Source organism: Kitasatospora griseola (assembly GCF_044999035.1).
GTDB lineage: Bacteria > Actinomycetota > Actinomycetes > Streptomycetales > Streptomycetaceae > Kitasatospora > Kitasatospora griseola.
The window spans coordinates 152,671-173,896 of sequence record NZ_CP173361.1; the positions used below are offsets into that span (position 1 = coordinate 152,671).

General features: G+C 68.4%; 23 protein-coding genes and 1 pseudogene. 16 read left to right on the forward strand and 8 right to left on the reverse strand.

Annotation, left to right across the window (positions count from 1 at the left end; genetic code table 11):
• Positions 1-37: 37 nt before the first annotated feature.
• A pseudogene (locus ACI1MP_RS37790) lies at positions 38-215 on the forward strand (IS5/IS1182 family transposase); the annotation flags it as partial.
• A 37-nt stretch (positions 216-252) separates the two neighbouring features.
• Here the strand turns inward: ACI1MP_RS37790 and ACI1MP_RS37795 are convergent.
• Both ACI1MP_RS37795 and ACI1MP_RS37800 read right to left on the reverse strand, forming a co-directional pair.
• Positions 253-744, reverse strand: a complete 492-nt coding sequence (locus ACI1MP_RS37795; RefSeq protein ID WP_404871026.1) for an RICIN domain-containing protein — start codon at positions 742-744, stop codon at positions 253-255.
• Between the two features lie 142 nt (positions 745-886).
• On the reverse strand, positions 887-1,375 hold the full coding sequence (locus tag ACI1MP_RS37800; RefSeq protein WP_404871001.1) for an RICIN domain-containing protein: 489 nt from the start codon (positions 1,373-1,375) through the stop codon (positions 887-889).
• Positions 1,376-1,922: 547 nt separating this feature from the next.
• On the opposite strand from ACI1MP_RS37800, the gene ACI1MP_RS37805 reads away from it, so the two are divergent.
• From ACI1MP_RS37805 to ACI1MP_RS37830, 6 genes are all read left to right on the forward strand, one after another.
• The gene (locus tag ACI1MP_RS37805; RefSeq protein WP_404871023.1) at positions 1,923-3,320 is read left to right on the forward strand and encodes a peptidoglycan-binding protein; all 1,398 of its coding nucleotides are present in this window, start codon (positions 1,923-1,925) and stop codon (positions 3,318-3,320) included.
• Positions 3,321-3,346: 26 nt separating this feature from the next.
• A complete protein-coding gene (locus ACI1MP_RS37810; protein WP_404871002.1) occupies positions 3,347-4,051 on the forward strand; it encodes an ABC transporter ATP-binding protein in 705 nt (234 codons plus the stop codon).
• Positions 4,048-5,286: an ABC transporter permease gene (locus tag ACI1MP_RS37815; RefSeq protein WP_404871003.1), complete on the forward strand. Its 1,239-nt coding sequence runs from the start codon at positions 4,048-4,050 to the stop codon at positions 5,284-5,286. The genes ACI1MP_RS37810 and ACI1MP_RS37815 overlap by 4 nt, the downstream gene beginning before the upstream one ends.
• 74 nt (positions 5,287-5,360) lie before the next feature.
• Positions 5,361-6,362, forward strand: a complete 1,002-nt coding sequence (locus ACI1MP_RS37820; RefSeq protein WP_404871004.1) for a hypothetical protein — start codon at positions 5,361-5,363, stop codon at positions 6,360-6,362.
• A 354-nt stretch (positions 6,363-6,716) separates the two neighbouring features.
• On the forward strand, positions 6,717-6,968 hold the full coding sequence (locus tag ACI1MP_RS37825; protein WP_404871005.1) for a hypothetical protein: 252 nt from the start codon (positions 6,717-6,719) through the stop codon (positions 6,966-6,968).
• A gap of 281 nt (positions 6,969-7,249) precedes the next feature.
• The gene (locus tag ACI1MP_RS37830) at positions 7,250-8,026 is read left to right on the forward strand and encodes a hypothetical protein (RefSeq protein WP_404871006.1); all 777 of its coding nucleotides are present in this window, start codon (positions 7,250-7,252) and stop codon (positions 8,024-8,026) included.
• A gap of 62 nt (positions 8,027-8,088) precedes the next feature.
• On the opposite strand, the gene ACI1MP_RS37835 is transcribed toward ACI1MP_RS37830, so the two are convergent.
• Complete coding sequence (locus ACI1MP_RS37835) at positions 8,089-8,358, reverse strand: hypothetical protein (RefSeq protein WP_404871007.1); 270 nt, start codon at positions 8,356-8,358, stop codon at positions 8,089-8,091.
• A 367-nt stretch (positions 8,359-8,725) separates the two neighbouring features.
• Here ACI1MP_RS37835 and ACI1MP_RS37840 point away from each other — a divergent pair, with 367 nt between their 5' ends.
• From ACI1MP_RS37840 to ACI1MP_RS37865, 6 genes are all read left to right on the forward strand, one after another.
• Entirely contained in the window at positions 8,726-8,884 is a 159-nt protein-coding gene (locus tag ACI1MP_RS37840) for a hypothetical protein (RefSeq protein WP_404871008.1), read from the forward strand.
• A 76-nt stretch (positions 8,885-8,960) separates the two neighbouring features.
• The gene (locus ACI1MP_RS37845) at positions 8,961-9,908 is read left to right on the forward strand and encodes a hypothetical protein (RefSeq protein WP_404871009.1); all 948 of its coding nucleotides are present in this window, start codon (positions 8,961-8,963) and stop codon (positions 9,906-9,908) included.
• A gap of 118 nt (positions 9,909-10,026) precedes the next feature.
• Positions 10,027-10,698 (forward strand): helicase associated domain-containing protein, encoded by a 672-nt coding sequence (locus tag ACI1MP_RS37850; protein WP_404871010.1) that lies wholly within the window; start codon positions 10,027-10,029, stop codon positions 10,696-10,698.
• Between the two features lie 74 nt (positions 10,699-10,772).
• Positions 10,773-11,036, forward strand: a complete 264-nt coding sequence (locus ACI1MP_RS37855) for a hypothetical protein (RefSeq protein ID WP_404871011.1) — start codon at positions 10,773-10,775, stop codon at positions 11,034-11,036.
• A 90-nt stretch (positions 11,037-11,126) separates the two neighbouring features.
• Positions 11,127-11,543: a hypothetical protein gene (locus tag ACI1MP_RS37860; protein WP_043912985.1), complete on the forward strand. Its 417-nt coding sequence runs from the start codon at positions 11,127-11,129 to the stop codon at positions 11,541-11,543.
• A 299-nt stretch (positions 11,544-11,842) separates the two neighbouring features.
• Complete coding sequence (locus ACI1MP_RS37865) at positions 11,843-14,401, forward strand: collagenase (protein WP_404871012.1); 2,559 nt, start codon at positions 11,843-11,845, stop codon at positions 14,399-14,401.
• Between the two features lie 370 nt (positions 14,402-14,771).
• Here ACI1MP_RS37865 and ACI1MP_RS37870 read toward each other — a convergent pair whose 3' ends face one another.
• From ACI1MP_RS37870 to ACI1MP_RS37880, 3 genes are all read right to left on the reverse strand, one after another.
• The gene (locus ACI1MP_RS37870) at positions 14,772-15,170 is read right to left on the reverse strand and encodes a type II toxin-antitoxin system VapC family toxin (protein ID WP_404871013.1); all 399 of its coding nucleotides are present in this window, start codon (positions 15,168-15,170) and stop codon (positions 14,772-14,774) included.
• A 249-nt stretch (positions 15,171-15,419) separates the two neighbouring features.
• Complete coding sequence (locus tag ACI1MP_RS37875) at positions 15,420-16,673, reverse strand: RICIN domain-containing protein (protein WP_404871014.1); 1,254 nt, start codon at positions 16,671-16,673, stop codon at positions 15,420-15,422.
• A 56-nt stretch (positions 16,674-16,729) separates the two neighbouring features.
• Complete coding sequence (locus tag ACI1MP_RS37880) at positions 16,730-17,365, reverse strand: hypothetical protein (RefSeq protein WP_189278509.1); 636 nt, start codon at positions 17,363-17,365, stop codon at positions 16,730-16,732.
• Between the two features lie 451 nt (positions 17,366-17,816).
• On the opposite strand from ACI1MP_RS37880, the gene ACI1MP_RS37885 reads away from it, so the two are divergent.
• Both ACI1MP_RS37885 and ACI1MP_RS37890 read left to right on the forward strand, forming a co-directional pair.
• Positions 17,817-18,128 (forward strand): hypothetical protein, encoded by a 312-nt coding sequence (locus ACI1MP_RS37885; RefSeq protein ID WP_404870731.1) that lies wholly within the window; start codon positions 17,817-17,819, stop codon positions 18,126-18,128.
• 80 nt (positions 18,129-18,208) lie between these two features.
• On the forward strand, positions 18,209-19,138 hold the full coding sequence (locus ACI1MP_RS37890; protein ID WP_404870732.1) for an endonuclease domain-containing protein: 930 nt from the start codon (positions 18,209-18,211) through the stop codon (positions 19,136-19,138).
• A 152-nt stretch (positions 19,139-19,290) separates the two neighbouring features.
• Here the strand turns inward: ACI1MP_RS37890 and ACI1MP_RS37895 are convergent, their stop codons facing one another.
• Both ACI1MP_RS37895 and ACI1MP_RS37900 read right to left on the reverse strand, forming a co-directional pair.
• On the reverse strand, positions 19,291-19,728 hold the full coding sequence (locus ACI1MP_RS37895; protein ID WP_404870733.1) for a hypothetical protein: 438 nt from the start codon (positions 19,726-19,728) through the stop codon (positions 19,291-19,293).
• 36 nt (positions 19,729-19,764) lie between these two features.
• Positions 19,765-20,310 carry a hypothetical protein gene (locus tag ACI1MP_RS37900; RefSeq protein WP_404870734.1) on the reverse strand — a complete coding sequence of 182 codons (546 nt, stop codon included), beginning with the start codon at positions 20,308-20,310 and terminating at the stop codon, positions 19,765-19,767.
• A 290-nt stretch (positions 20,311-20,600) separates the two neighbouring features.
• Between ACI1MP_RS37900 and ACI1MP_RS37905 the strand changes: the two genes are divergently transcribed.
• The gene (locus ACI1MP_RS37905) at positions 20,601-21,221 is read left to right on the forward strand and encodes a DNA-binding protein (RefSeq protein WP_404870735.1); all 621 of its coding nucleotides are present in this window, start codon (positions 20,601-20,603) and stop codon (positions 21,219-21,221) included.
• Positions 21,222-21,226 lie beyond the last annotated feature (5 nt).

The following is a 21,226-nucleotide window of genomic DNA, read 5'->3' on the forward strand; positions in this document are numbered from 1 at the left end:
CGGCCACGACAAGTACCGGCGGTTGGTGTGGAAGCAGGGCATCAAACCGGTGATCGCCTGCCGCGGAGTGCCCCGCGGATGCGGCCTCGGCGTCCACCGACGGAGTCGTTGAGCGCACCATCGCATGGCTCCACGGCTCCCGCCGTTTACGCATTTGCTGGGAACGACACGACGACATCCACGAAGGCTTCCTCGGCCTCGCCACCTGCCTGATTCACCCACCGGTACGTCCAGCGCCTTTGTCAGAACCTCTTAGGTCCAACGCTGATAGTTGCCGCCGTTGTCGCCAATGGCGTAGACGCTGCCCGCACTGTTGCTGTCGAGGATGTTATGAGTGGCCACGTTCTGGAGCTTCCAGCCGGTCTGGGTGGCGTTTTCCCACCAGCTCTCGTAGGAGTTGTAGTCAAGGCTGCAGCCCTCGATGTAAACCGAGTTGTCCGTGTAGCTGGTCAGGCAGTTGTAGGGTTTGCCGTTAGAAATGCCATACCCGAGTTCCATCCACGAGCCGTCCGTGTTCTGCATGTCTATCCAGAGGGCATTGTTGGTGGTTATCGTTCCACAGTCCCCCGTGCTCACCTGGTCCGTGTCAGTGTAGATGTTGTGGCGCAGGCACCGTTCGGTGGCGACGTTCTTCCAAGTGATCAGCGGAGAGGAGGCGAAGGCGTCGCCGGCTCCGGTGCTCACCAGGAGCGCCGGAATCGCGGCGAGTCCGACGAGGGCTTGGGCGATGCGCTTTTTTTTCATCGAGATCCTCGTGATCTTCGGTGCCGCCGCACGTCTCATCGTTCGGCAGCGGTGCGGACAATGAGGCCGCCCGCTGGTGGGTCCGCGGGCGGTTGAGGATTGTGGAGCTAGGATGCCGAGGTTCGCACTATCTCAGCGGGGGTTACGTCCAGCGCTGGTAGTTGCCGCCATTGCTGCCGATGGCGTAGACGCTGCCCGCGCTGTTGCTGTCAAGGATGTTCAGAGTGGCCACGTTCTGAATCATCCAACCGGTTTGGGTGGCGTTTTCCCACCACTTCTCGTAGGAGTTGGGGTTCGACCAGTCGCAGCCCTCGATGTACACCGAGTTGTCCTTGTAGGCGGTCAGGCATACCCCGTTGGGATTCACGCCCCCCTGCATGCCTACCGGGGACTCCACCCACGTCCCGTCGGCGTAGTCAATGTCGAGCCATTTGGTGCTGTTGTCGGTGCCACAGCTGTCCGTGGTGACCTGGTCGAGCGAGTAGTAGATGTTGTGGTGGAGGCACCGTCCGGTGGCCACGTTCGTCCATGTGACATAGGCGCTGGCGAATGCGTCGGACGTCCCCACTGTCAGGAGGAGAGCCGAAGCTGCCGAAACCCCTATGAATGCCTGCGCGATTCGCTTCTTCATGCAGATACCCCCCTTGAGGATTTTCCTCTCGATACTGATTTTCGGCGAGGCGGATAGCGTCAATGAACCCGCCGAGGCCATCGGCAAGGCTAGTGGTCGACTCGAAATCCCTGCAAGCCCCTCCCGCTATCTTCAAGTTTGGGTGCGGTGCACTCCAAATGATCGACAATCGATAATGATTGACCGATTGGCGGGCAAATGGGCCCTTGGGGGCGTATGGAAAATTTGGCCATTTTGTCCGGATAGTGACCCTGCGGCTCGCATATTTTCTGAGTTTCCTGGAGTGGCGGGACGATGCGTGTACGCTCGCGATGGCACTGGCAGAGTCGGGGGAACTGGCCGTACGGGCTTTCCTCCCGGACTATCAAGGGTGGGAAGCGTGCAGCAGGATGCTGAGCCGGTAGCGATGGTTGACAGGCTCAGGGATGCCTCGGCAGTGGACGGCTCTCCCACGGCGGACACAGGGACTGGCAAGAGGGGACTGGGTCGGCGCCGTAGGGCTCTGCTGGTGGTGGTGGCCAGCGCTGTGGTGATCTCTGGTGCAGGGATGGCGGCAGTGCCCCTGATCAAGAGCCCGGCACAGGCGGCCGCCGACACAAAGCCACCGGAGCCCGACGTGTTGACCGCCCAAGTCGAGAAGAGGGTGCTCACGAGTTCGGTGGTCGTACGGGGCACGGTGACGGCGGGTCAGTCGATCGATGTGGCTCCGGTGGGCGGCGGGGCGGGCACCAAGTCTGTGGTGACCAAGTTGCCGGTCAAGGTCGGGGACTCTGTTTCCGCCGGGCAGCTGCTCCTTGAGACGGCGGGCAGGCCGGTGTTCGCGTTGCGCGGCGACCTGCCGGTGTACCGGGATCTGAAACCGGGGTCCAAGGGGCAGGACGTCAAGCAGTTGCAGGAAGCCCTGTTTCAGCTCGGTTTTGGGTCGGGCGACGACACGGCGGGGACATTCGGAGTTGGGACCAAGGCAGCAGTGGCTGCTTTCTACTCTGCCCGTGGCTATGACCCGCTGCCGGCCCTACCAGACGGCGACGCGCAGGTGGAGGCCGCGCAGGACGCGGTCACCGCTGGCCAGCAGTCGTTGTCCGACGCACAGGACGCCCTGAAGGCCGCCCAGAGGACGACGGGTGCGGTGCCGTCGGGACAAGCGGGCACCGGTGCCACCACCCCCTCGGCCGGTAGCGGAGATAGTGGGGCAAGCAGCGTTAACAGCCCCAACGCTGGTCAATCCGTGGCCATGGCGCAAAAGCAGGTGGATCGCGCGGCTGAGAGCCTGGCGAAGCTGAGGAAAAAGCTGACGGACATCCAAGCCCTGGTCGGACCTCTGGTGCCAGCAACTGAGGTGGTGTTCCTGTCAGGCTTCCCTGCACGAGTGGACAATGTCGCCGGCCGGGTCGGCAGCGAGGTATCCGGCAAGGTGCTCACCGTTTCGGCAGGCGCACTGGTGGTCAAGGGCAGTGTAAGCGCTTCGGACAAGGGCCTTGTGCATCCTGGACAGAAGGTCGAGATCCTCTCGGAACTGACAGGGACAAAGGCGTCCGCAGTGGTCGCTTCGGTGGCGGACACCACCGACGACCCGGCGCAGGCGACCGGCTCGGTCAGCGGAAGCGGCCAGTCGGCCACGGGCTCGGGCGCGAGAGGCGGCTATCAGCTGATCGTGACACCCGACCAAGGCTTGGACCCCAAGCTGGCCGGCCAGGACGTGCGACTGACGGTCCTGGCCGCATCGTCGCCAGGTCCAGTGCTGGTGGTGCCGGTGTCCGCTGTCTCGGCGACGGCTGACGGCAAAACGGTGGTGACGGTCTTCGCGGGCGGGCAGCGGCGACAGGTGGAAGTCACCCCGGGGACGGTCGGTGGTGGCAGTGTCCAGATCACACCATTGGTTGCCGGCGCCATCGGGCAGGGCGACCAGGTCATCGTCGGCATCAAGGACGCAGGTGCCAGGTGACCCCAGTGGATGGAAGGGACCAGGCAATGCCACCGGTGATCGAGTTCCGCGGCGTGGGTCTGACATATCCGGGACCGCCGCCGGTGACTGCGCTGAGGCCCTGCCACCTGACTGTGCAGCAAGGCGAATATGTGACGATTGTCGGACCGTCAGGGTCCGGAAAATCGACGTTCTTGAACATCGTGGGGCTGCTGGATGCCCCGACGACAGGACAGTATCTCCTGGACGGCATCGACACTGCAGTGCTGCCTGACACGGACCGCACTGCACTGCGTGGCAGACGGATCGGCTTCGTGTTCCAGTCCTTCCACCTGTTGGCACACCGTTCGGCAACCGAGAATGTAGCCCTCGGAATGCTGTACACAACGGCCAAGGGACGACGGGGCGCGGCGGAACGGCGCATGCGCGCACAGGACGCACTGCTGAAAGTCGGACTGGGCCACCGCCTGGATTCCCTTCCCACCCGGTTGTCGGGCGGCGAACGGCAGAGGGTGGCGATCGCTCGGGCCCTGGTGGGCAACCCATCTCTGCTGCTGTGCGACGAGCCGACAGGAAACCTGGACTCCCGCACTGCGGACTCGATCCTCGCCCTGCTGGACGAACTGCACGAAGCCGGCATGACAGTGCTGCTGATCACCCATGACCCGCAGGTCGCCAGCCGCGCGCAACGCATGATCACGATTCGTGACGGCGTGCCGACCGAGGCCGCTTGCGAGGCGATGGCGCGATGAACCTGAAACGACGGAAGAACCCGATCGTGGAGCCGTCCCGACTCGCCTTCCGAGACCTGCTGTCAGAGGCAGCGGCCGGAATCCTGCAGCGGCCGGCACGTTCGGCCCTTACCGGCCTGGGAACGGTACTCGGTGTAGGAACCTTCGTGGCAATCCTCGGACTGACTGCCACGGCCAGTGCGCAGATCGACGGTCGCTTCAGCCTGCTGACCGCGACTGAGGTAGCGGTGGAAGACGTCGGCGGAAGCGACCCCGCGCAAACGACGGTCTCCTTCCCTTCGGACGCGGACACCCGCATCGGCCGCCTACACGGCGTCGAAGCGGCTGGGGTCTACTGGCCGGTGAAACTCGCCCCTGACGCGGTGCAAGCAGCGCCGGTGGGATCCGGCGCCGCAGGCGAGCAGATACCCGTGATCGCAGCCTCGGCCGGGCTGCTCAACGCAGCGGGCCCGCACGTCCGCCAAGGACGAACCTTCGATGAATGGGCCGACTCCACCACCCAACAGGTTGCCGTGATCGGATCAGGTACAGCAGCCCAACTCGGCATCACCACTCTGGATACCCGGCCGGCTATCTTCATCGCCGGCAGCCCGTTCATGGTGGTCGGCATCGTGGACGACGTCCACCGCAAGCCGGACCTCCTGCTGTCCGTCATGGTCCCACGCGGGGCAGCGGAAAAGCTCTGGGGCAACTCATCGAACCAAGGCGCCAAGATGCTGATCACCACGAAGATCGGCGCTGCCCAGCAGATTGCGGCGGAGGCCCCGTTGGCGCTCGATCCCACCCACCCCGAGTACTTCAGGGCGGCATCGCCACCCGATCCCAAGGCACTGCGCACCAGCATCACCTCCGATCTCAACCAGTTCTTCCTGCTGCTGGCCGGAATTTGCCTGGTCATCGGCTCTGTGGGGATCGCCAACACAACACTGGTCGCTGTTCTGGAACGAACCGGGGAGATCGGACTGCGCCGCGCTCTTGGTGCCAAGGGGCGGCACATCACCGCTCATTTTCTAACCGAGTCGGGCCTTATCGGTCTGATCGGTGGCATCGTTGGTACTTCGCTGGGTGTGCTGACAGTTCTCGGGGTTGTCATGGCCCGAGACTGGACTCCTGTAATCGACCCCGCCACCGTCGCGGCTGCCCCTGTGATAGGGCTCTCCACCGGCCTTGTGGCGGGTTTGTACCCGGCCTGGCGATCCTCCCGGATTCAGCCTGCCGAAGCCCTTCGGAGATGAAACCCTAGGCCGTTACAAGCCAAGCGTCACGAAATTACTGGTATTTCAGTCGCAAGATTTCTCGAAGTGAGGAAATGAATATTCGTATCGGCAGGCCACTTTGGATGGCTGGCGTAGCATTGACGGTCGTATCCGTCCTGTCAGGATGCGGCGGCCTGGGAAGCAAGACGCTTCCGCCCGGGCCGCAGCGGCCGGTCCTCAAAGATATCTCAGGGCCTGAACCCTCCATTCCTCCTCTGCCAGCGACAGCGGACGATCCGTCGAAGCCGCTTGACTTCCAAGCGGGCGGCGCTGCAATTCGGCCCGACGGATCGCTCATCCTGCCGCTGGACGCCTACGAACCGGCAGGAGCTCGGGATGTCCTGGCCCGAGCCACAACTGTTCTTGCGCAGCAGTGCATGCGAGCCAAGGGCCTTGAACTCCCGGCCTCCCTGATGGAGCAGGCCGCTTCCAAGCCCCCGCCCCCCTCGGTCATCTACGGGATTTTTGATCTGAATGATGCCAAGGCCTATGGATACCGATTGCCGCCCCAGCCGGCAGACTCCGTGGCACCCACCGGAGGTGGAGAGGTGACAGAAGCCGTCAAGCAGGCCTATTTCGACGACCGCAAGCAGAAAAAGCCCGGATGTCGGAGCGAGGCGCAGAGTCAGCTCAATGCTGAGAGGGCTATGGACGACGGCGTCTATTTGCAGGATCTCAGGTCCGAGGCGCGAACGGCTACATATCAGGACAGTCGTGTCAAAGCCGCGACAGTCAAGTGGAGTGGATGCATGAAGGCCGCCGGGTTTGATTACCCCGATCCCAAGGCACCCGCCCACGACCGGTCGCTTCTTGGCAAGGGCCTCCCCACTCCGGCGGGAGCCGCCTTGCCCCCGACCTCTCCCGCTGAAATCGTCGTCGCCGTCACTGACGTCACCTGTAAACGACAGACCCAGTACCTTGAGACGGTTGCACTGGTCACTGCCGCCTACGAAAAGGAGATTATCGAGAAGCAGGTCCAGCGGCTCCAGCAGGGGCAGGAGAACTGGAAGCAGCAGGTGCAGAACGCTAACAAGGTCCTGGAAATCTCACGCTGACCGTGGATCTCCTGCAACGGCCCCTAGCGGTCGTCGCAACACGTGGTCGGTTTGATCAGGCTACGAGCAGTTTATGCAGGCGCTCGGCCGGGGTTTTCCAGCCGAGCGTTTTTGCGTGGGCGGCCGTTGAGCTCGGCGGCGACGGCGTCGCGCCCCGGCGCACGTCGGCCGCCGACCCGGCCGCCGCCTGCCGGCGGTTCGCCGCCGCGGTGCGCGAGGACGGCACGCTGCTGGGTGTCGGTCTGGCGATCTGGCACGACGCGGCGGCCGGCTCCGCCGCCGCGGACGCGCTCGCCGCCGACCTCACCCTGCTGCAGGTGCCGCACCAAATCCTGCGCGCTCCGGCTGCCCCGAATGCCGGGCCGCCGCCCGGCCCGGCTCGGCTCACCGGCGATTCTGTCCTGTCTGGTCAACGCGCGCCTGAACGCCGAGTCCGGCCGCGGCCTGGCCCTGGTCCACGACCTCACCGGCGGGCAGTGGGGCGCCAAGCTCGAGACCGACGGCAAGACCGTCCACGCGGACTACTGCGCACCCGCACCCCCGTCCCCGCGCAGCCGAGCGGCTCCGCACTCGCGACCGGGACGGGCCCAGGGCACCACACGGTGACGCCCTTCGGGCGGCCGGCCCGTGAACAGCCCGGCCGCTTGGATGCTGTGCTGTGTCGGTCCGACGGAAATCAGCAGCGCCGTGTCACCGGGAATCGCTACCGTTTCTCCATGTTTGAGCGATTCTTCCGGCGCCGTGAGGCCATAGCCGCGACAGACGAGATCGTGGTGCCTCCCGCAGAGGACGTACCGGAACACCTTGAGGTCCCCCTGCTTCGATGGGTTGTGGAATCCTTCAACGGTGACGAACGGGGTGCCGAGCAGGTCGCCATCCACTTGCGGATGACGGTGGAACCGACGCGCTACGAATACTCCCCGATCAAGTTCCTGTACGAGCGCACCACCGCGGAGCAGCTGCCCGCGGTCATCGACGCCATGCTTAGCCTCAGCGCGCCGCCGCCCCGGCCGGAGCTCCCCGCGAACGCCACGCCGATGCAGAGGATCACGGCTGCCGGCATCGACGGACTGCGTCGCCGCGAGGGTGTCCAGTTGGAACGACGCTGGGAGGCCGTCGAGCAGTTGGACAAGCTGCTGACCGCGGGTGGGTCGGCGCTGCGGGTCAACGTCGACCGCACAGGACTGGAGTCCCGTGTCGGCGAGACCACTTTCCGGGGCGTGAACCGCGCAGTGTCGGCGGCTTCCGCGCGGACGGAGGCGGGCTCCGCCGGCCAGCACCTGGCAGCGGCCTGGGCCGCGTTCTACGGGCGCAACCCGGATCCGTCGAAGTCCTACAGCGAGAGCATCAAGGCGGTCGAAGCGGCGGCCCAGGCCGTGGTGGAGCCGCGCAACGCGAAGGCGACGCTCGGCACCATGCTCAAGGTCCTGGAGCGGTCGGCGCCAGGGACGTTCAGCACGGCGATCTCGGAGAAGGACTCCGCCCGCAAGGACGTCGACCTGGTGGTCGACATGATGCGGCGGCTCTGGCAGGGGCAGACCTCGCGCCACGGCTCACAGGCCGGCACCACCCTGGAGACCAAGCCGCAGGCCGAGATGGCGGTGTTCATCGCGATGACCCTGGTGGAGTGGTTCTCCTCCGGCCACGTGCGCCGCAACCCCTGATCCAGCCGGAGGGACATCAGGGCCCGCCCGCCTTCCTGGCGGGCGGGAAGGATGTGCTTCGGTCAGCTCTCCGAGACCGTGCTGGCGGTCTTCTCCCGGCCGCCGTGGTCGGGGTGGTCGGCGTGGCAGTTTGGGCAGAGCTCGCCATCGGGGGTGTACCGGCGGTCGAAGGCGGCGCACGTCTCGCACCAGGCGATCATGAACTCGAGCGCTTCTCCGCCGTCAGACTCCGTACCGTCCTGGTAGACCACGTGCCAGTTCTCCGGGCCGACCGAGCCGACGGCGAGCAGGGGCAGGGTGCTCCCGTCGGAGAAGGCCAACCACCCGACCACGGGAACGGTCCAGGTGTAGCCCGGCTTCGGCTTGTCCGCGTCCGGCTCTCCCGGGTTCCAGTGTCGTACGCGCAGGCCGGGCTCGGCCGGGAGTGCGCCACTGGCTGCCGTTGGCTGGGGGACGGTTCATGCACTCTCCCTCTCCTATGAATGCGTCGTGGTGACCGTACGGCGCGGAACGGTCACAGGAGGGGGGGAACCGGGAATCTCACCGTTCTCGAAGGGAGTGCCCGCGTCCCTGCTGCGGGCCGCCCCGGCGTGGCCACGGGCACCCGGGCGACTCCACACTCGCGACCGGGACGGGCTCGGGTCGCCAGTTGGAGCCGGTCACGCACGCGGGCTCTGCTGTTGCGGCATCGTCGGCGTTGTGACTCCTTCTCCTGAAGAGATCGAAGCCGCCCGTACGCCTGCTGGGGGCTGGAGCCGGGCGCAGCTGGCGCAGTGGGGTGTGCCGTGGCCGCCGCCGAAGGGCTGGAAGCAGAAGCTCGCGGAACAGTGGCAGGCCGAGCAGGACAGCGCTGGCTGAGTCTCCTGCGAAGGGTGCCCGGGCTCGGCGTCAAATGCCGGTGCTGGTCGGCAGGGTGAACCTCTACGGTGTCGGAATGACCTTGTGGACTCCTCTTTCCTTCCGCGATGGCGGCACCGTGGCCTTGCGCGCGGAGGTCTCCGCCACTCTGGAACGGCCGCTGCGCGACTGGCTGTACTTCGCGCTGTGCCGTGAAGGCGGGGAGTTGTGGCAGCGGGTCGCGCTCCGCTGCGACCTGGTGTTGGAGGCCGGGGACGGCGGCGACGAGAGTGATGATGTCGCCTACGAGGCGGCCCTCGCCTACGGGATTCCGACGAATCTGCTGCTGGAGGCCGTCGACGCGGCGCTGGACCTGCTTCCGGTACCGACGCCGGTGCCACTCGTCCCTGCCCGCCGGGCCGAGGACCCGCCCATGGACCGGAAGACCGTGGCTCTGGTGACGCTGGCGAGCATGAGCGAAGCGCTCACCCAGCAACGGAAGGTGGACCGCGCCCCGCTGCAGCAGTTGCTGGACGACGCGCGTTCGCGGTACACCGTTCGCGCGGACGGACGCGCTCTGGTCGCCCGGGTCGATCCGGCGCTCGTGCGGGCGCTGGAGGCCGCGGTCGAGAGCGGGGAGCAGCCGGAACGGGGCTCGGCGTCGGAGCACCTGCAGGAGGCGTTCGAGCGGGCCTATGCGTTCACGCCGGATCCGGTGAAGGCGTTCAGCGAGGCGATCAAGGCGGTGGAGTGCGCGGCCCACTCCACCCTGCAGCCCAACCACCGCCGGGCGACGCTCGGCACGATGCTGGGCGAGATGTCCAACCTTGCCAGCGCGCTGGTCTTCGAGATCGAGGGCGCCGATCCGCAGGACGGCGTCGAGATGGTCCGCCTGATGATGCGGCAGCTCTGGGACGGCCAGACCAGTCGGCACGGAAAGAAGGGTCCGACCCGCAAGGAGACCGAGGCGCAGGCGGTGGCCGCGGTCCACCTGGCGGCCGTGCTGGTGCAGTGGTTCTCCTCCGGCGCGATCCGCCGGGCGTAGGTCCCGGGTCGGACCGGCCGGGTTCGTTGTTCGCGGACACGTCCGGTGCCCGTCTCGCTACGGTGGCCGGGTTCGGGCGGCCGTGCCCGGACCACGCTCGCGGCGAAGGGGAACCACCGTGTCCAACGCAGTACTCCAGCCCCGCTACTGGCTCGCCCACGCCTTGGAGTGGCCGCAGGGGGAGAGCCCGTACCGGGAGTGCGCCCAGGCGCTCGCACCGCCGATCATCCCGAGGCAGATGGTGTCCCGGGACGTCGCGGACATCCTGGCCGTCGCCGACGCCTACCAGAACGAACACCCCACCCGGCGCCTGGTGTTCTTCAGCGACCTGACCCTGTGGCTGGACGGACACGGCAGCGACTGGGGCCAGCGCGGCACCGACTGGGAGGGCGGCTACGCCTACGCGAAGGCGTTCCACCGCCGGCACGGTCACCTGGCGATCCCGGCGACCGCGAAGCTGGACGACTATGCGGTCGGGGCGTGGATGCGCCGCCAGCGCAAGGCCGAGAACCTCACCGCGGACCAGGTCGCCAAGCTCGACGTGCTGGACGAGTTGTGGCGTCTGGAGCCGGACTGGAACCGCTCGTATCGCCGCCTGCTCGCCTACCTCGCCGTCGGCGGCACCCTCGACGGCCCGGCCAACCGCACCGGCCTGGGCGACGATCCGACGTTCCGGCCCGGCACCTGGCTGCGCAAGCAGGACAAGGCCCGCACGGAAGGGAAGCTGACCGACCAGCAGACCGCGCTCCTGGACGCGCTCACCCGGCGCGCCGAGACCGTCACCGGCTGACCCCGCCCCGCGTCACCACTTCGCCTCCCTGCCACCAGGCCGGGACGGCCCACCCCAGTTCCCGAGGAGAGGCCGTGACGACCCGGCAGCACACCTACAAGCCGTCGACCGTGAACTGGTGCGCCGACTGGTGCTGCGGTGCCTGCGGCAGCACGGGCGAGGCCTGGGTCGAGGACGGCATCATCGTGGACGCCAGCCACGACTGCGAGGAGGGCGGCGGCGGCCAGATCGGCTGGGACGGCCGCGCCGAGTGCGGTGAGTGCGGCTGGACGCTCGACGTCGACTTCGCGGACGGCGACCACGTCGAGGCCGACCACGACTGCGACACCGACCAGTAGCACCGCCGCCCCGGGGCGGCCCGCCACCTACCGGGCCGCCCCTCACTCGTCGAGGAGTGCGCCCTTGCACGGCACGGAGAGGACAACCCGGTGAACGCCCGAGAACGGCTGCAGTCGATGATCCGCACCGACCACGGCCCCGCGACGGTCTGGTCCGAGGGCGAGGTACGCGACGCGCTGGACACTCCCGCCGCCGAAGTCCCTGCCACCGCCGCCCAGGCCTCGCGTACGGAGACCGGCAGGGACCGGCGGCAGGTCTGGGGCACCACCCGTCGGGCGCGGCTTGCCGTCGGCCGGCCGGCCCGCTCCCTGGCCGAGAAGTCGGACCCGCTGCCTGGCGTCGACCTGGCCGCCCTGGTGGAGGAGTTCGACCGGATGCGGACGGAGCTGGCCGCGTCCTGGCGGCAGGCCGCGAACCAACTGGCAGCCGTCCGGCGAGGAGTTGGCCGAGCTCGTCGACCGGGTGGTCGCCGACCCGGAGGCGCCCCCGGGTCAGCCGGGACCTGATGACCGTCGAACTGATCGCCCGCGACTCCTCGTAGAGCCCTTCATCGCACCCTCGCCGTCGCTCGGCGGGGGTCGCTCCCGGGTGCGCGGACGCCCGGGGGAGTGGCGTGTTGACGGACCGTCGACGCCCGGTCGCCGAGGGGCCGGCGGTGTGACCGGGGACACATCAGTGACATGTCACACCCTATTGCTGGGTCTGTTCATTACATGAAACGGTTCCTCACGCGCTCGAACGCCTCCACTTTCCCTCCACGGCGCGTTCACCCGTGTTCCCCACGTCCCCACCCCCATTTCCAGGAGTGACGTTGCGTCAGCTTCCTCGCCTGCCCGGACTGCTGGCCGCAGTCGCCGCGGCAGGCGCCCTACTGCTCGGCGTGTCCACCACGCCTAGCCTCGCCGCGACCCCCGCCCCCAAGCCGGCGGCCACCCCCGCGGCCGCCCCGCTCGGGAACCCGACGGCCGGTGACCACCTGCCCCCGAGCGGCCCGTCCAACGCGGACCCTGCGAGCCCGGCCGCGCCGCTGGACCACCGTCTGACGGCGGCCCAGCTCCCGCCGCTCAGCCCGCCCGTCCCGGCGGCGGACACCGCGTCCGCACGGACACCGCGGTTCCGCGCCCTCGCCCAGGCGGTCCCGGCCGCCGCCGCGTCCTGCACGGCCGGCGACTTCAGCGGCCGGTCCGGGGCGGACCTGGTCTCCTTCGTCAAGGCCTCGACGCCCGACTGCATCAACACCCTCTTCAGCGCCTCCGGCTCCAACGCCTACTGGACGTTCCGCCAGGCCCAGATGGCGACGGTCGCCGACGCCCTGCGGACCGCCGCCTTCACCTACCCCGGTGACAACTCCACCGGCGCCCTGCAGCTGGTCCTGTTCCTGCGCGCGGGCTACTTCGTGCACTACACCTCCCCGAGCACCGTCGGCAACTACGACGCCGCGCTCACCGACGCGGTGGCGCGCGGCCTCGACGCCTTCGTGGCCTCCCCCCACTTCACGGACGCCACCGAGTCGAACGCCCCGATCGCCGGCGAGGCCCTGGTCCTCACCGACAGTGCCGATCTGCAGGGCCGCTACCTCGCCACCTACCGGCAGGTCCTGAACGGCTACACCAGCGCCTACAACGACTCCCCGCCGCTGGTGAACTTCGTCAACAAGGTCTTCACCCCGCTCTGGCGCGGCCACCAGAACCCGGCCTACGTCGCCGCCGTCACGGCGGACCCGGGCATCATCGACACCCTCGACGCCTTCGCCCTGAACCACCAGGACGTGCTGGGTACCGCCAACTCCTTCCTGGCGTCCAACGCGGGCGTGGCGATGTCCCGCTTCGTCAAGTACCCGGCCCTCCAGCCCAAGGTCCGCCCGCTGATCAAGGGCCTGCTCGACATCTCGTCGATGACCGGCCCGACCGCCACGCTCTGGGTCGGCGCCGCCAACTCGGCTTCCTCCTACGACCAGGCCCAGTGCTCCTACTACGACGTCTGCGACCTGTCCAAGCGGCTGGTCAAGGCAGTGCTCCCGACCAGCCACACCTGTGACACCCGCACCATCCTGTCCCAGGACCTGACCGCGGCCGAACTCGCTGCCGTCTGCGACGACCTCAAGGGCGAGGACGCCTACTACCACCGGCTGGTCCGCGACAACGGCCCCATACCCGGCCAGTACGAGTCGACCGTGCAGATCGTGGTGTTCGCCAGCCGCGAGGACTACCAGACCTACGCCGGGGCGATGTACAACGTGCCCACCGACAACGGCGGCATCACGATGAACGGCGACCCGGACGACCCGGCCAACCTGCCGTACACGCTGATGTACCGGCACCCCAACGAGAACGGCTTCACCGCCCGGATCTGGAACCTCAACCACGAGTACGCCCACGTCCTGGACTCCCGCTACAACATGAAGGGCAAGTTCGGGCAGCAGATCAGCTACCCCGCCCTGTGGTGGATCGAGGGCTCCGCCGAATACGCGTCGTACGCCTACCGCAACATCACCGACACCCGCGCGATGGCCGAGGCCGCCAAGCACAGCTACCCGCTCAGCAGCCTGTTCCAGAGCACCTACGACAACAGCGACACCAACCGCACCTACATGTGGGGCTACCTCGCAGCCCGATACATGATCGAGCGCTACCCGACCACGGTGCAGACGGTGCTCTCCAAGTACCGCACCGGTGACTACGCCGGCGCCTACAACTACGTCAACTCGATCGGCACGCTCTACGACAGCAGCTTCGACAGCTGGCTCGACCGCTGCGCCGCGGGCGACTGCCTGGCCGACGGCACGCCGACCGCGGACTTCGACTCGGCCGTCTCGGGCCTGAGCGTGAAGCTGACCGACCGCTCCACGCAGACCGGCAACGGCTCGATCGCCTCGCGCGTCTGGGACTTCGGCGACGGCACCACGTCCACCGAGGCCGCCCCGACGAAGACCTACGCCAAGGCCGGCACCTACAAGGTCGCCCTGACCGTCACCAGCAGCACCGGGCAGATCGCCACCCTGAAGAAGTACGTCACGGTCTCCGTCCCCGTCGCCCAGCCGTGCACCGGCAGCAGCCGACAGGAGATGGGCCAGTTCTGCTACCGCACCGACCGGGCAGCCGGCGCCGGCCAGCTGGACTACCTCTACATCTACATGCCGGCGGGCATCACGACCCTCACCGTCACCACCACCGGCGGCACCGGCACCGCCTACCTGTACTACAACCCCAGCACCTATGCGACGGCCGCCAACGCCACCGCCTCCTCGACCAACAACGGCACCACCCAGAGCCTGACCGTCACCAACACCACGAGCGGCTGGCGCTACATCAGCCTGTACGGCGCGACGGCGTTCAGCGGCGTCACGATCACCACGCAGTACTGAGTCACATCGCCCCACCGGACCGCCCCGCACGGCCGGCGGCCCGGGCGAGTTCCGGGCGCACGGAGCCGCGGCGGCCCGGACGATCTGGGACGCTGTTCCGGCGCAGGTCCGCCGCGGGGCGGCCGCCCAGATGGCCGTCGTCTACTGCCGCTCGATCGGCGGCGAGGCCGGAGTCCTGTCCCCGACCGCGGCGGTCCGGCTGCTGCGCGAGGTCGTGCCCGGCACCTGGTGACCGCCTTCGGCCGGGCTGCGGCGGCGGTCGTCGGTGCGGACCGGTTCTCCAGTGGACCGCCGCGCGCAGGGGCCGGTGAATGCGCAGAGGGTGGCCGCACCCCTCGGGGTGTGCCACCCTCACGGGCGCCGCGCGGGTTCATCGCCTCGGGATGTGGGCGATTTCGCAGGCGATGCCGGGGACGCCGGCCATTTTGGAGTCGGTGGTCAGCAGCGGGCACAGCAGGGTCTCGGCGAGCGCGATGTACAGCGCGTCGCCGACGTAGGTGTTGTCCCGCAGCTCCCAGGCCCGCAGGAGCAGGCTGGGGATCGGGATCCGCTGGACGTCCAGCGCGTCCAGGTCTGCGATCGCCGCGCCGGCGTCCTTCTCGGCGAGCGCGCCGCGCTGCATCATCCGTACGATCGCCCGGCTCGCCTCGTGGTCCAGGTGTGCTGGCGCGTACACGTCCTCGCCGACCAGCCGCACCCGTACCCGCTCCGCGACGGCCCAGTGCCGGTCAGCAGCTCCACCGTCGCGCTGGCCGACCGGGAGACTCACAAGTAGCGGCCGTTCTCTCGCACTTCGCTACTCGACATCTCGAAGCGTGGAGAACGGCCGCATCACGTGCTGCCGGATCCGGAAGCTGTCAGCAGGTCGAGTGACCCACGAGGTTAAGCAGCAACGGGGAGCCGAAGATCCGGTTCGTAGCGGTGCCGTCGTCCCTGGGGCCACACCTCTCTCCGTGCCGGGGCCCCGTGGCCCTGCGTCTGCGGGGCCACGGGCCTTCGGCCGTCCGGCGGTCTGTGCTCAGTAGGTGGTTGCTTGGAACATCTGGTTGGGGGCCTTGGGCGTGCACGCGTACAGGGCGAGGTATCTGGGGGAGATGCCCATCGTGTCCACGCACAGGCCGGTCGCATTGCTGACGATTGCCCAGGTGCTCGGTTCGTCCGCCCAGATCTGGATCCTGAAGGACTGGGAGGGTATGTCCATGCAGGTGTACTCGTCGAGGAGGTCGCCGCTCTTCGAGTACGCGCCGTTGTAGAGGTCGAGGCACTTCCCGGAGTCCAGATTGACGATGTTGAAGTCGCTCGCTCCGCCGCCCTGGGCACGGCGCAGGTTCCACTGGCTGCGCCGGGGGCGGTAGGTGTCCATGATGACGGTGGTGCCGTTGGCGGTGCTGCCGCCGTTGAACGTGGCGAACATCCCGGGGTTGCTGTCGGCGGTGAGGTCGATCAGGTCTCCCGGCTGGGGGCTGCGCAGGCGGAAGTAGACCGGATCGTGGTCGGAGGCGCCGAAGTTCTGCCGCACCGCGTGGTAGTTCGGGATGTTGAGGGACGTGACCATGTAGTCGAGTTCATTGCCGCCGACGTGGGTCGGCTGGTTGGGATGGACGACGAATGCGCGGGTACTGGTGGCCCAGCTGTGGACGCTTCGTCCGTCGGTGTCCGCCATCGACGGGGCGCGGTTGAAGTCGCCCAGGGCAGCCCATTGAAGGCCGTAGGAGCTTGCCTGTGCCCTGATGTTGTCGAGCAGGGTCAGCGCCTCGTTCCTCACGCCGCAGGCCTGTGCGTGAACGTTGTAGTAGATGGTGTCGCCGAACCGCAGTCCCAGCGCGGGACGCGCGTTCTGCGACGGCAGCGGGGAGGGGACCACGTAGAGGGCGGCCGGCTGGTTGTAGGTGACCATGGCCAGGGTGACCCGGCTGTTCGTGCAGCCGTCGTTCGGATCCAGCCAGTAGATGTACCGGGTCCCCCTGTCAGTTGCCCACCGGTACTCGCGGACGTTGTAGCCGCTGATGGCGTAGGTGTTGAGGAGTGTCCTGTTGGCGTTGGCCGGGTCGACTCCCGCTTCCTGGACCGCGACGATCTCGTTGCTGTTTCCGATGGTCCAGACTTCGTCCCAGCGGGAGCCGAAGGTGTTGTAGGTCGCGATGGTGTGCTGGTCGGGCCGGGCGCTTGCGGTGGAGACAGGCAGGCCGATCAGAATGCCGACGAGGGTGGCCAGCACTGTCAGGACGGACGGTATGCGGGTACGGGCGCGCAGGAGGTTTGCGGGCAGCAAGGCAGGACCTTCGGGTGCGGAGTTCGTGATTACAGGGCCGGTCGGACGACGGGTGGTCAGGCGCGGTACATCTGGGTCGCGGAGGTGATCCGGCCCTGCTGGTCGAACTGCACGATGAACTGGTTCGCGTAGCAGAGGTAGGGGGCGGGCGCGGTGTGGGCGCTGCCCTTGCAGCCCTGGACGAGCTTGACGAGGAAGTCGACGGAGGCCTGCTCGGGCTTGGCCTGGTTCAGGACGTACGCCTTGGCGCCCGGGGCGAACTCGTACGTCTCGGTGCTGCCGGTGGCCTCGAAGTAGGGCTCGCCGGGGACGTTCGGACCGCAGACGAACTTGGTCGGACGGGCTCTCAGGACGAACTTCGCGCCGGCGGTGGCTTCGACGGCCTCGACGACGGCGCCGCCGTCCACCACGCCGCCCTTCCGGGAGCAGTCGTCGGCGGGCGCGCCGGTCGGCTTGGCGGAGGTCCCGCCCGCGGGCTTACCGGTGCTGGCGGCGGGGTTGGGGGAGGCGGCGCCCGCGTTGCCTGGTGCGGTGGGGTTCTGGCCGCCGTTCGCAATGCTGGTCGCGGTGGCGGAGGGGGCTGCGGAGGCCGGGGCGGCGGCACCGGTGCCGGAGCTGTCCGGCTCGCAGGCGGTGAGGGCGAGGGCGGAGGCGGCCAGGGCGGCGGCCACGGTCAGGCGGTTGAAGCGCATGCTGATTTTCCCCAAACGGGTAGCGGTGAACATGGGGACCCTGGCTGTGAATCGGTCGACGCCCCCGCGGCCCGACCTTCACTTCCAAGATCCAATGGATGGACATCCTGCCCGATCCAATGAACCGCATTACGCCAATCCGGCCCTTGACGGTTCCACTTGAAACCAACCCGTGACGGTGATTGCATACCCTGCCCGGTATATCGCGGTCAGGCAACGGGTCTGTCCCGACACCCGCCGGGGTATCCGGCGAACCGGTTCTCTCCCTCAGCACACCGACCGACGTGCCGCCAGGACGCGCCGTAGAGCAGGCTCCTCGCATCGCACCGATTGTGAGGGCGGGTGGCGGTATGTCGGCGGCGCCGGGCTGAAGAAGGCCGGGTTCGAGCCGTGGACTAGCTCGAACATGAACGCGGGCAGGATGTGGACAGGAGCGGAGCTTCCGCTGGAGATGACGGTCTATCACCGCTACGGCATGGTGCCCCGCTTCGCGATCGACCTGTCCGGCAATCAGGACGGCACCATCCTCACCGCCTATGCCGCAGAGCTACCTGACGTGATGGATCTGATCGCGCGCTGGGCGCCGGCCGTGCAGGCCCTGGCCGCAGCCGCAGGCCGGGCAGTGGATCCTGTCCTCGGTGGGGGTCATGGGTTCCTCCTTCCTGGGCGCTGTGGGCGCGCCCCGCCTTCGAACGTAGGAGGCCGTTTCGACGAATCGGCCTGGTCGTCGCCGCCCGGCGTGTCGCACCGGCCGAATGGGTGACATGCCGTCAGTACCACCTGCCAGCGTGGTGACGGAAAGTCATTCCCCGTCACTGGAGGTGCAGTATGGACTATCGGCGGATGTCGCCCGAGGCCAAGGCCGCGTTCCTCGCCGAGCGCCCGTGGTGCGAGTTGCGCTGTGGGCGGCCCTCGGTCCAGGTGGATCACGACCACATCAGCCACGAGGCTCGCGGTGCCCTGTGTCGGCGGTGCAACTCGCGCCTGGGCTCGCTGGAGGCGGCGCTGCGCCTGCCGGAGCGGTTGTTCCAGAGTCTGGCGGGGGACCTGCATCACGAGTTCTGGAAGAACGGGTCGGTCAACCTGGCCGCCTACCGCCGGGACCTGGGTTACCTGGGGCTGACCGCGAAGCAGTACGCCGCTCGCCTGCGCCGGGTGAACGAGCAGCTGGTGCTGCCCCACGTCTACTGGACCGGGGTGGCGGCCAGGCCGCCCGGGCGGGACACGCTGTGGACGAAGATCGGCCCGTTGTGCGACGACGACGAGGCCCGTCGCCACTTGGAGCGGATCGCCGCGACCGCGCCGCCCACCCAGTTGTGGGTGCAGATGACCCGGGAGCCGGACGACGGCGTGAACAGCCCGGCGCCGCGCTGCCTCATCACGGCGACCAGATCCACCGAAGGTGCGAGGGAGGCCTACCTGGCGCTGCACGCGGCTCTGCCCGACACGAGCGGCTACGAGGCCAGGGACCGCGCCTTCGCCGAGTTGGCGGTGCCAGTGCTGCTGAGTCGGCCCCTGACGGCGGAGCAGTTCCGTGCTGCGCATTGGCGCGACGACGAGCAGCTGCCGGCGACCGACCGGGAACTGCGGGAGCTGTTGCTGCGCTACGGCTACATGGCCGGCTGGATGGACCTGGCGGTGCGCATCGTGCTGGAGGACCTGGCCGGGGACCTGCCGGACGCGCGGTGGGCGGTGTTCAGCCGGGCCCGGCACCACTGGCTGGTGCTGTTCGCCCACTGGCGGGAGCGGCGGGGCTCCCCGTCGGCGGCCTGAGAGGCGCGCCCGGGGTGCGGGGCGGCGCCGTATGCGGGCTTCCTGACGTCGAGTCTGCCGAGGTGGCTCGGGGGGCCGCACCGGGTTGTCTCCGGTGTGGCCCCGCGGGTGCCTGCCGTGTGCCGTAGGTCGGGCTGCGGCGTCGGCCGGCCTTACAGCTGCTTGAGGGCCTCGTCGGTCGTGGCGGCCTGGACGAAGGCGTTGATGTCGAGGCCTTCGGGGAGCGGCTCCTGGCTGCCGCCGCCCCAGATGATGTTCGAGGCCAGCCAGCCGGCGGTGAAGGTCGTCGGGATCTCGAACTGCCCGCGGGCGCTGAAGGCGATCACGCCGTAGGTGACGGAGGCGGTCTCCGGGTGGCGGGCGAGCAGCCACCGCAGCGTGGAGGCGAGGTTCACCGAGGCGTCGGGGGCGATGATCCGCGCCCTGTCGTAGGTGGCTTCCCCCTGCTCCCAGCGGCCCCGGGCATCGGTGGTGATCTCGTCCGTCAGGGAGAGGATCGCGGCGTCCTGGACGAGCTCGCGCAGCGTCTCCCGGGGGATCTCGACGATCTCCTGGTCGAAGAAGGAGTGCGCGAAGTGGCGGCCGATCATGTGCTTCTCCGATCTCGTTGTCCGGTGGTGCGGGGTTCAGTCGCGCTTCCAGGCCGCGGTGAACTCCTCGGCCTCTTCCGGGGTGCGGGGGAAGCGTTCGGCCACGACGGCCTTGAAGGCGGCAGCTTCGGCGGCTTGGATCCAGAGTTCGCCGAGCCGCAGCGCGTTCCCGGCGTGGAACTCCAGGCGCTCGCCGATCAGGCGGGCCACGTCGACCCGCTGTTCGGCGGTGAGCTCGGTCAGGCCCGCGAGGAGGCGGCCGGCGAGGGCGGTCTCGACCGAGCGCATCAGCGTCAGCTTCACGCCTTGGGGCAGGTTGCCCGGGTGCAGGTCCAGGGAGTTCGATGCCTTCTGGATCGCCCACCAGAACTCCGAGTCGTCGGGTTCGGGGAGCACGTTCAGCAGCGCCAGGAGTTCCTGGTTGGCCGCGTACACGGTGGGCCTGGCGGACACCAGCGCCGCGATGTCGCCGATCCGCTCGACGCTGAGTTGGCCGGCCTCCAGGTCGGGCGGGCAGTTGAGGTTCTTCTTGACGGCCGCCGCGCGCAGCTCGTCGCCCTCGTCGACGTACCTGGTCAGCATGGGTGCCCCCTCCTCGGTGGTGTGTGATCGCGGTTCCCCATCACGGTCGGTGTGCGGGTGATCACGCGATCCGGCCCAGGATGGCAGCGCTGCGGTGATGTCGGCGGCGGTTCGTGCAAAGCCGTCTTGTTTGCGATCGTGCGGGGCCGAGGAGCGGACCCGTCCTCGGCCGACCACCGGCCACGTTGGTAGGACTTACTCGAAAGACATGGACAGTGTCGTGGGGGAGGCGTAGAGTCCTCCTAGTTCTTTTAGCTAGTTCGATAGGCGTGGAGGTTGTGGGTGTGTTCGTGACGACGGGTCAGGCCGCGTCGGCCCTGGAGTGCTCGATCCCCACGGTGAAGAAGCTGATGTCTACCGGTGCGGTGCCCGGCGTTCGCGACACCGGCCGGCAGGTGTTCCCGCTGGCCGCGCTCCAGCAACTGGCGGCCCGCCCGACCGCGGACCTGACCGCGCTCGGCGCATCCGAGATCGCGGTGCTGCGTGTGGCCGCCCCGGCCCGGGTCGAGGAGCCAGGCCGGGAGTGGATCGGCTTCGGCGCCGCGCTGGACCGGGACCAGCTGCTGGCCGCGCTGTCGGGCTGGTGGCGTTGTGATCCGGCTCGGGTCGCCGCCGGCGGTGTGCTGCCGGTGACGGTGGCCGGGTTCGTCGTCGCCGTGCTGACCGGCCTGGAGCCGCCGTGGGAGTCGGACGGCACGGTCGGCACCACCGCCCGCCACCGCTTCCCGGCCGCCCGCCTGGCCGGCTACCTGACCGACCTCACTGCCCCCGCCAACGCCGCCGAACCGGCAGGCGCGGACGACGCCCGCCTCGCCGAGCTGCTGCTCGGCACCCGCCTGCCGTCCGTCTCCAGCGGCCCGATCGCCTACGTCACCACCCACCCGACCACCAGCACCGACGAGGAGGAGTAGACCCG

What these genes read in the sequence shown, in the direction of transcription:
- ACI1MP_RS37900 (WP_404870734.1), bottom strand. Translation starts at nt 20,310, where the DNA reads ATGCTGACCAGGTACGTCGACGAGGGCGACGAGCTGCGCGCGGCGGCC.
- ACI1MP_RS37890 (WP_404870732.1), top strand. Translation starts at nt 18,209, where the DNA reads ATGTCGCCCGAGGCCAAGGCCGCGTTCCTCGCCGAGCGCCCGTGGTGC.
- ACI1MP_RS37845 (WP_404871009.1), top strand. Translation starts at nt 8,961, where the DNA reads ATGACCTTGTGGACTCCTCTTTCCTTCCGCGATGGCGGCACCGTGGCC.
- ACI1MP_RS37895 (WP_404870733.1), bottom strand. Translation starts at nt 19,728, where the DNA reads ATGATCGGCCGCCACTTCGCGCACTCCTTCTTCGACCAGGAGATCGTC.
- ACI1MP_RS37800 (WP_404871001.1), bottom strand. Translation starts at nt 1,375, where the DNA reads ATGAAGAAGCGAATCGCGCAGGCATTCATAGGGGTTTCGGCAGCTTCG.
- ACI1MP_RS37805 (WP_404871023.1), top strand. Translation starts at nt 1,923, where the DNA reads ATGGCGGCAGTGCCCCTGATCAAGAGCCCGGCACAGGCGGCCGCCGAC.
- ACI1MP_RS37880 (WP_189278509.1), bottom strand. Translation starts at nt 17,365, where the DNA reads ATGCGCTTCAACCGCCTGACCGTGGCCGCCGCCCTGGCCGCCTCCGCC.
- ACI1MP_RS37795 (WP_404871026.1), bottom strand. Translation starts at nt 744, where the DNA reads ATGAAAAAAAAGCGCATCGCCCAAGCCCTCGTCGGACTCGCCGCGATT.
- ACI1MP_RS37820 (WP_404871004.1), top strand. Translation starts at nt 5,361, where the DNA reads ATGAATATTCGTATCGGCAGGCCACTTTGGATGGCTGGCGTAGCATTG.
- ACI1MP_RS37815 (WP_404871003.1), top strand. Translation starts at nt 4,048, where the DNA reads ATGAACCTGAAACGACGGAAGAACCCGATCGTGGAGCCGTCCCGACTC.
- ACI1MP_RS37885 (WP_404870731.1), top strand. Translation starts at nt 17,817, where the DNA reads ATGACGGTCTATCACCGCTACGGCATGGTGCCCCGCTTCGCGATCGAC.
- ACI1MP_RS37830 (WP_404871006.1), top strand. Translation starts at nt 7,250, where the DNA reads ATGACGGTGGAACCGACGCGCTACGAATACTCCCCGATCAAGTTCCTG.
- ACI1MP_RS37810 (WP_404871002.1), top strand. Translation starts at nt 3,347, where the DNA reads ATGCCACCGGTGATCGAGTTCCGCGGCGTGGGTCTGACATATCCGGGA.
- ACI1MP_RS37825 (WP_404871005.1), top strand. Translation starts at nt 6,717, where the DNA reads ATGCCGGGCCGCCGCCCGGCCCGGCTCGGCTCACCGGCGATTCTGTCC.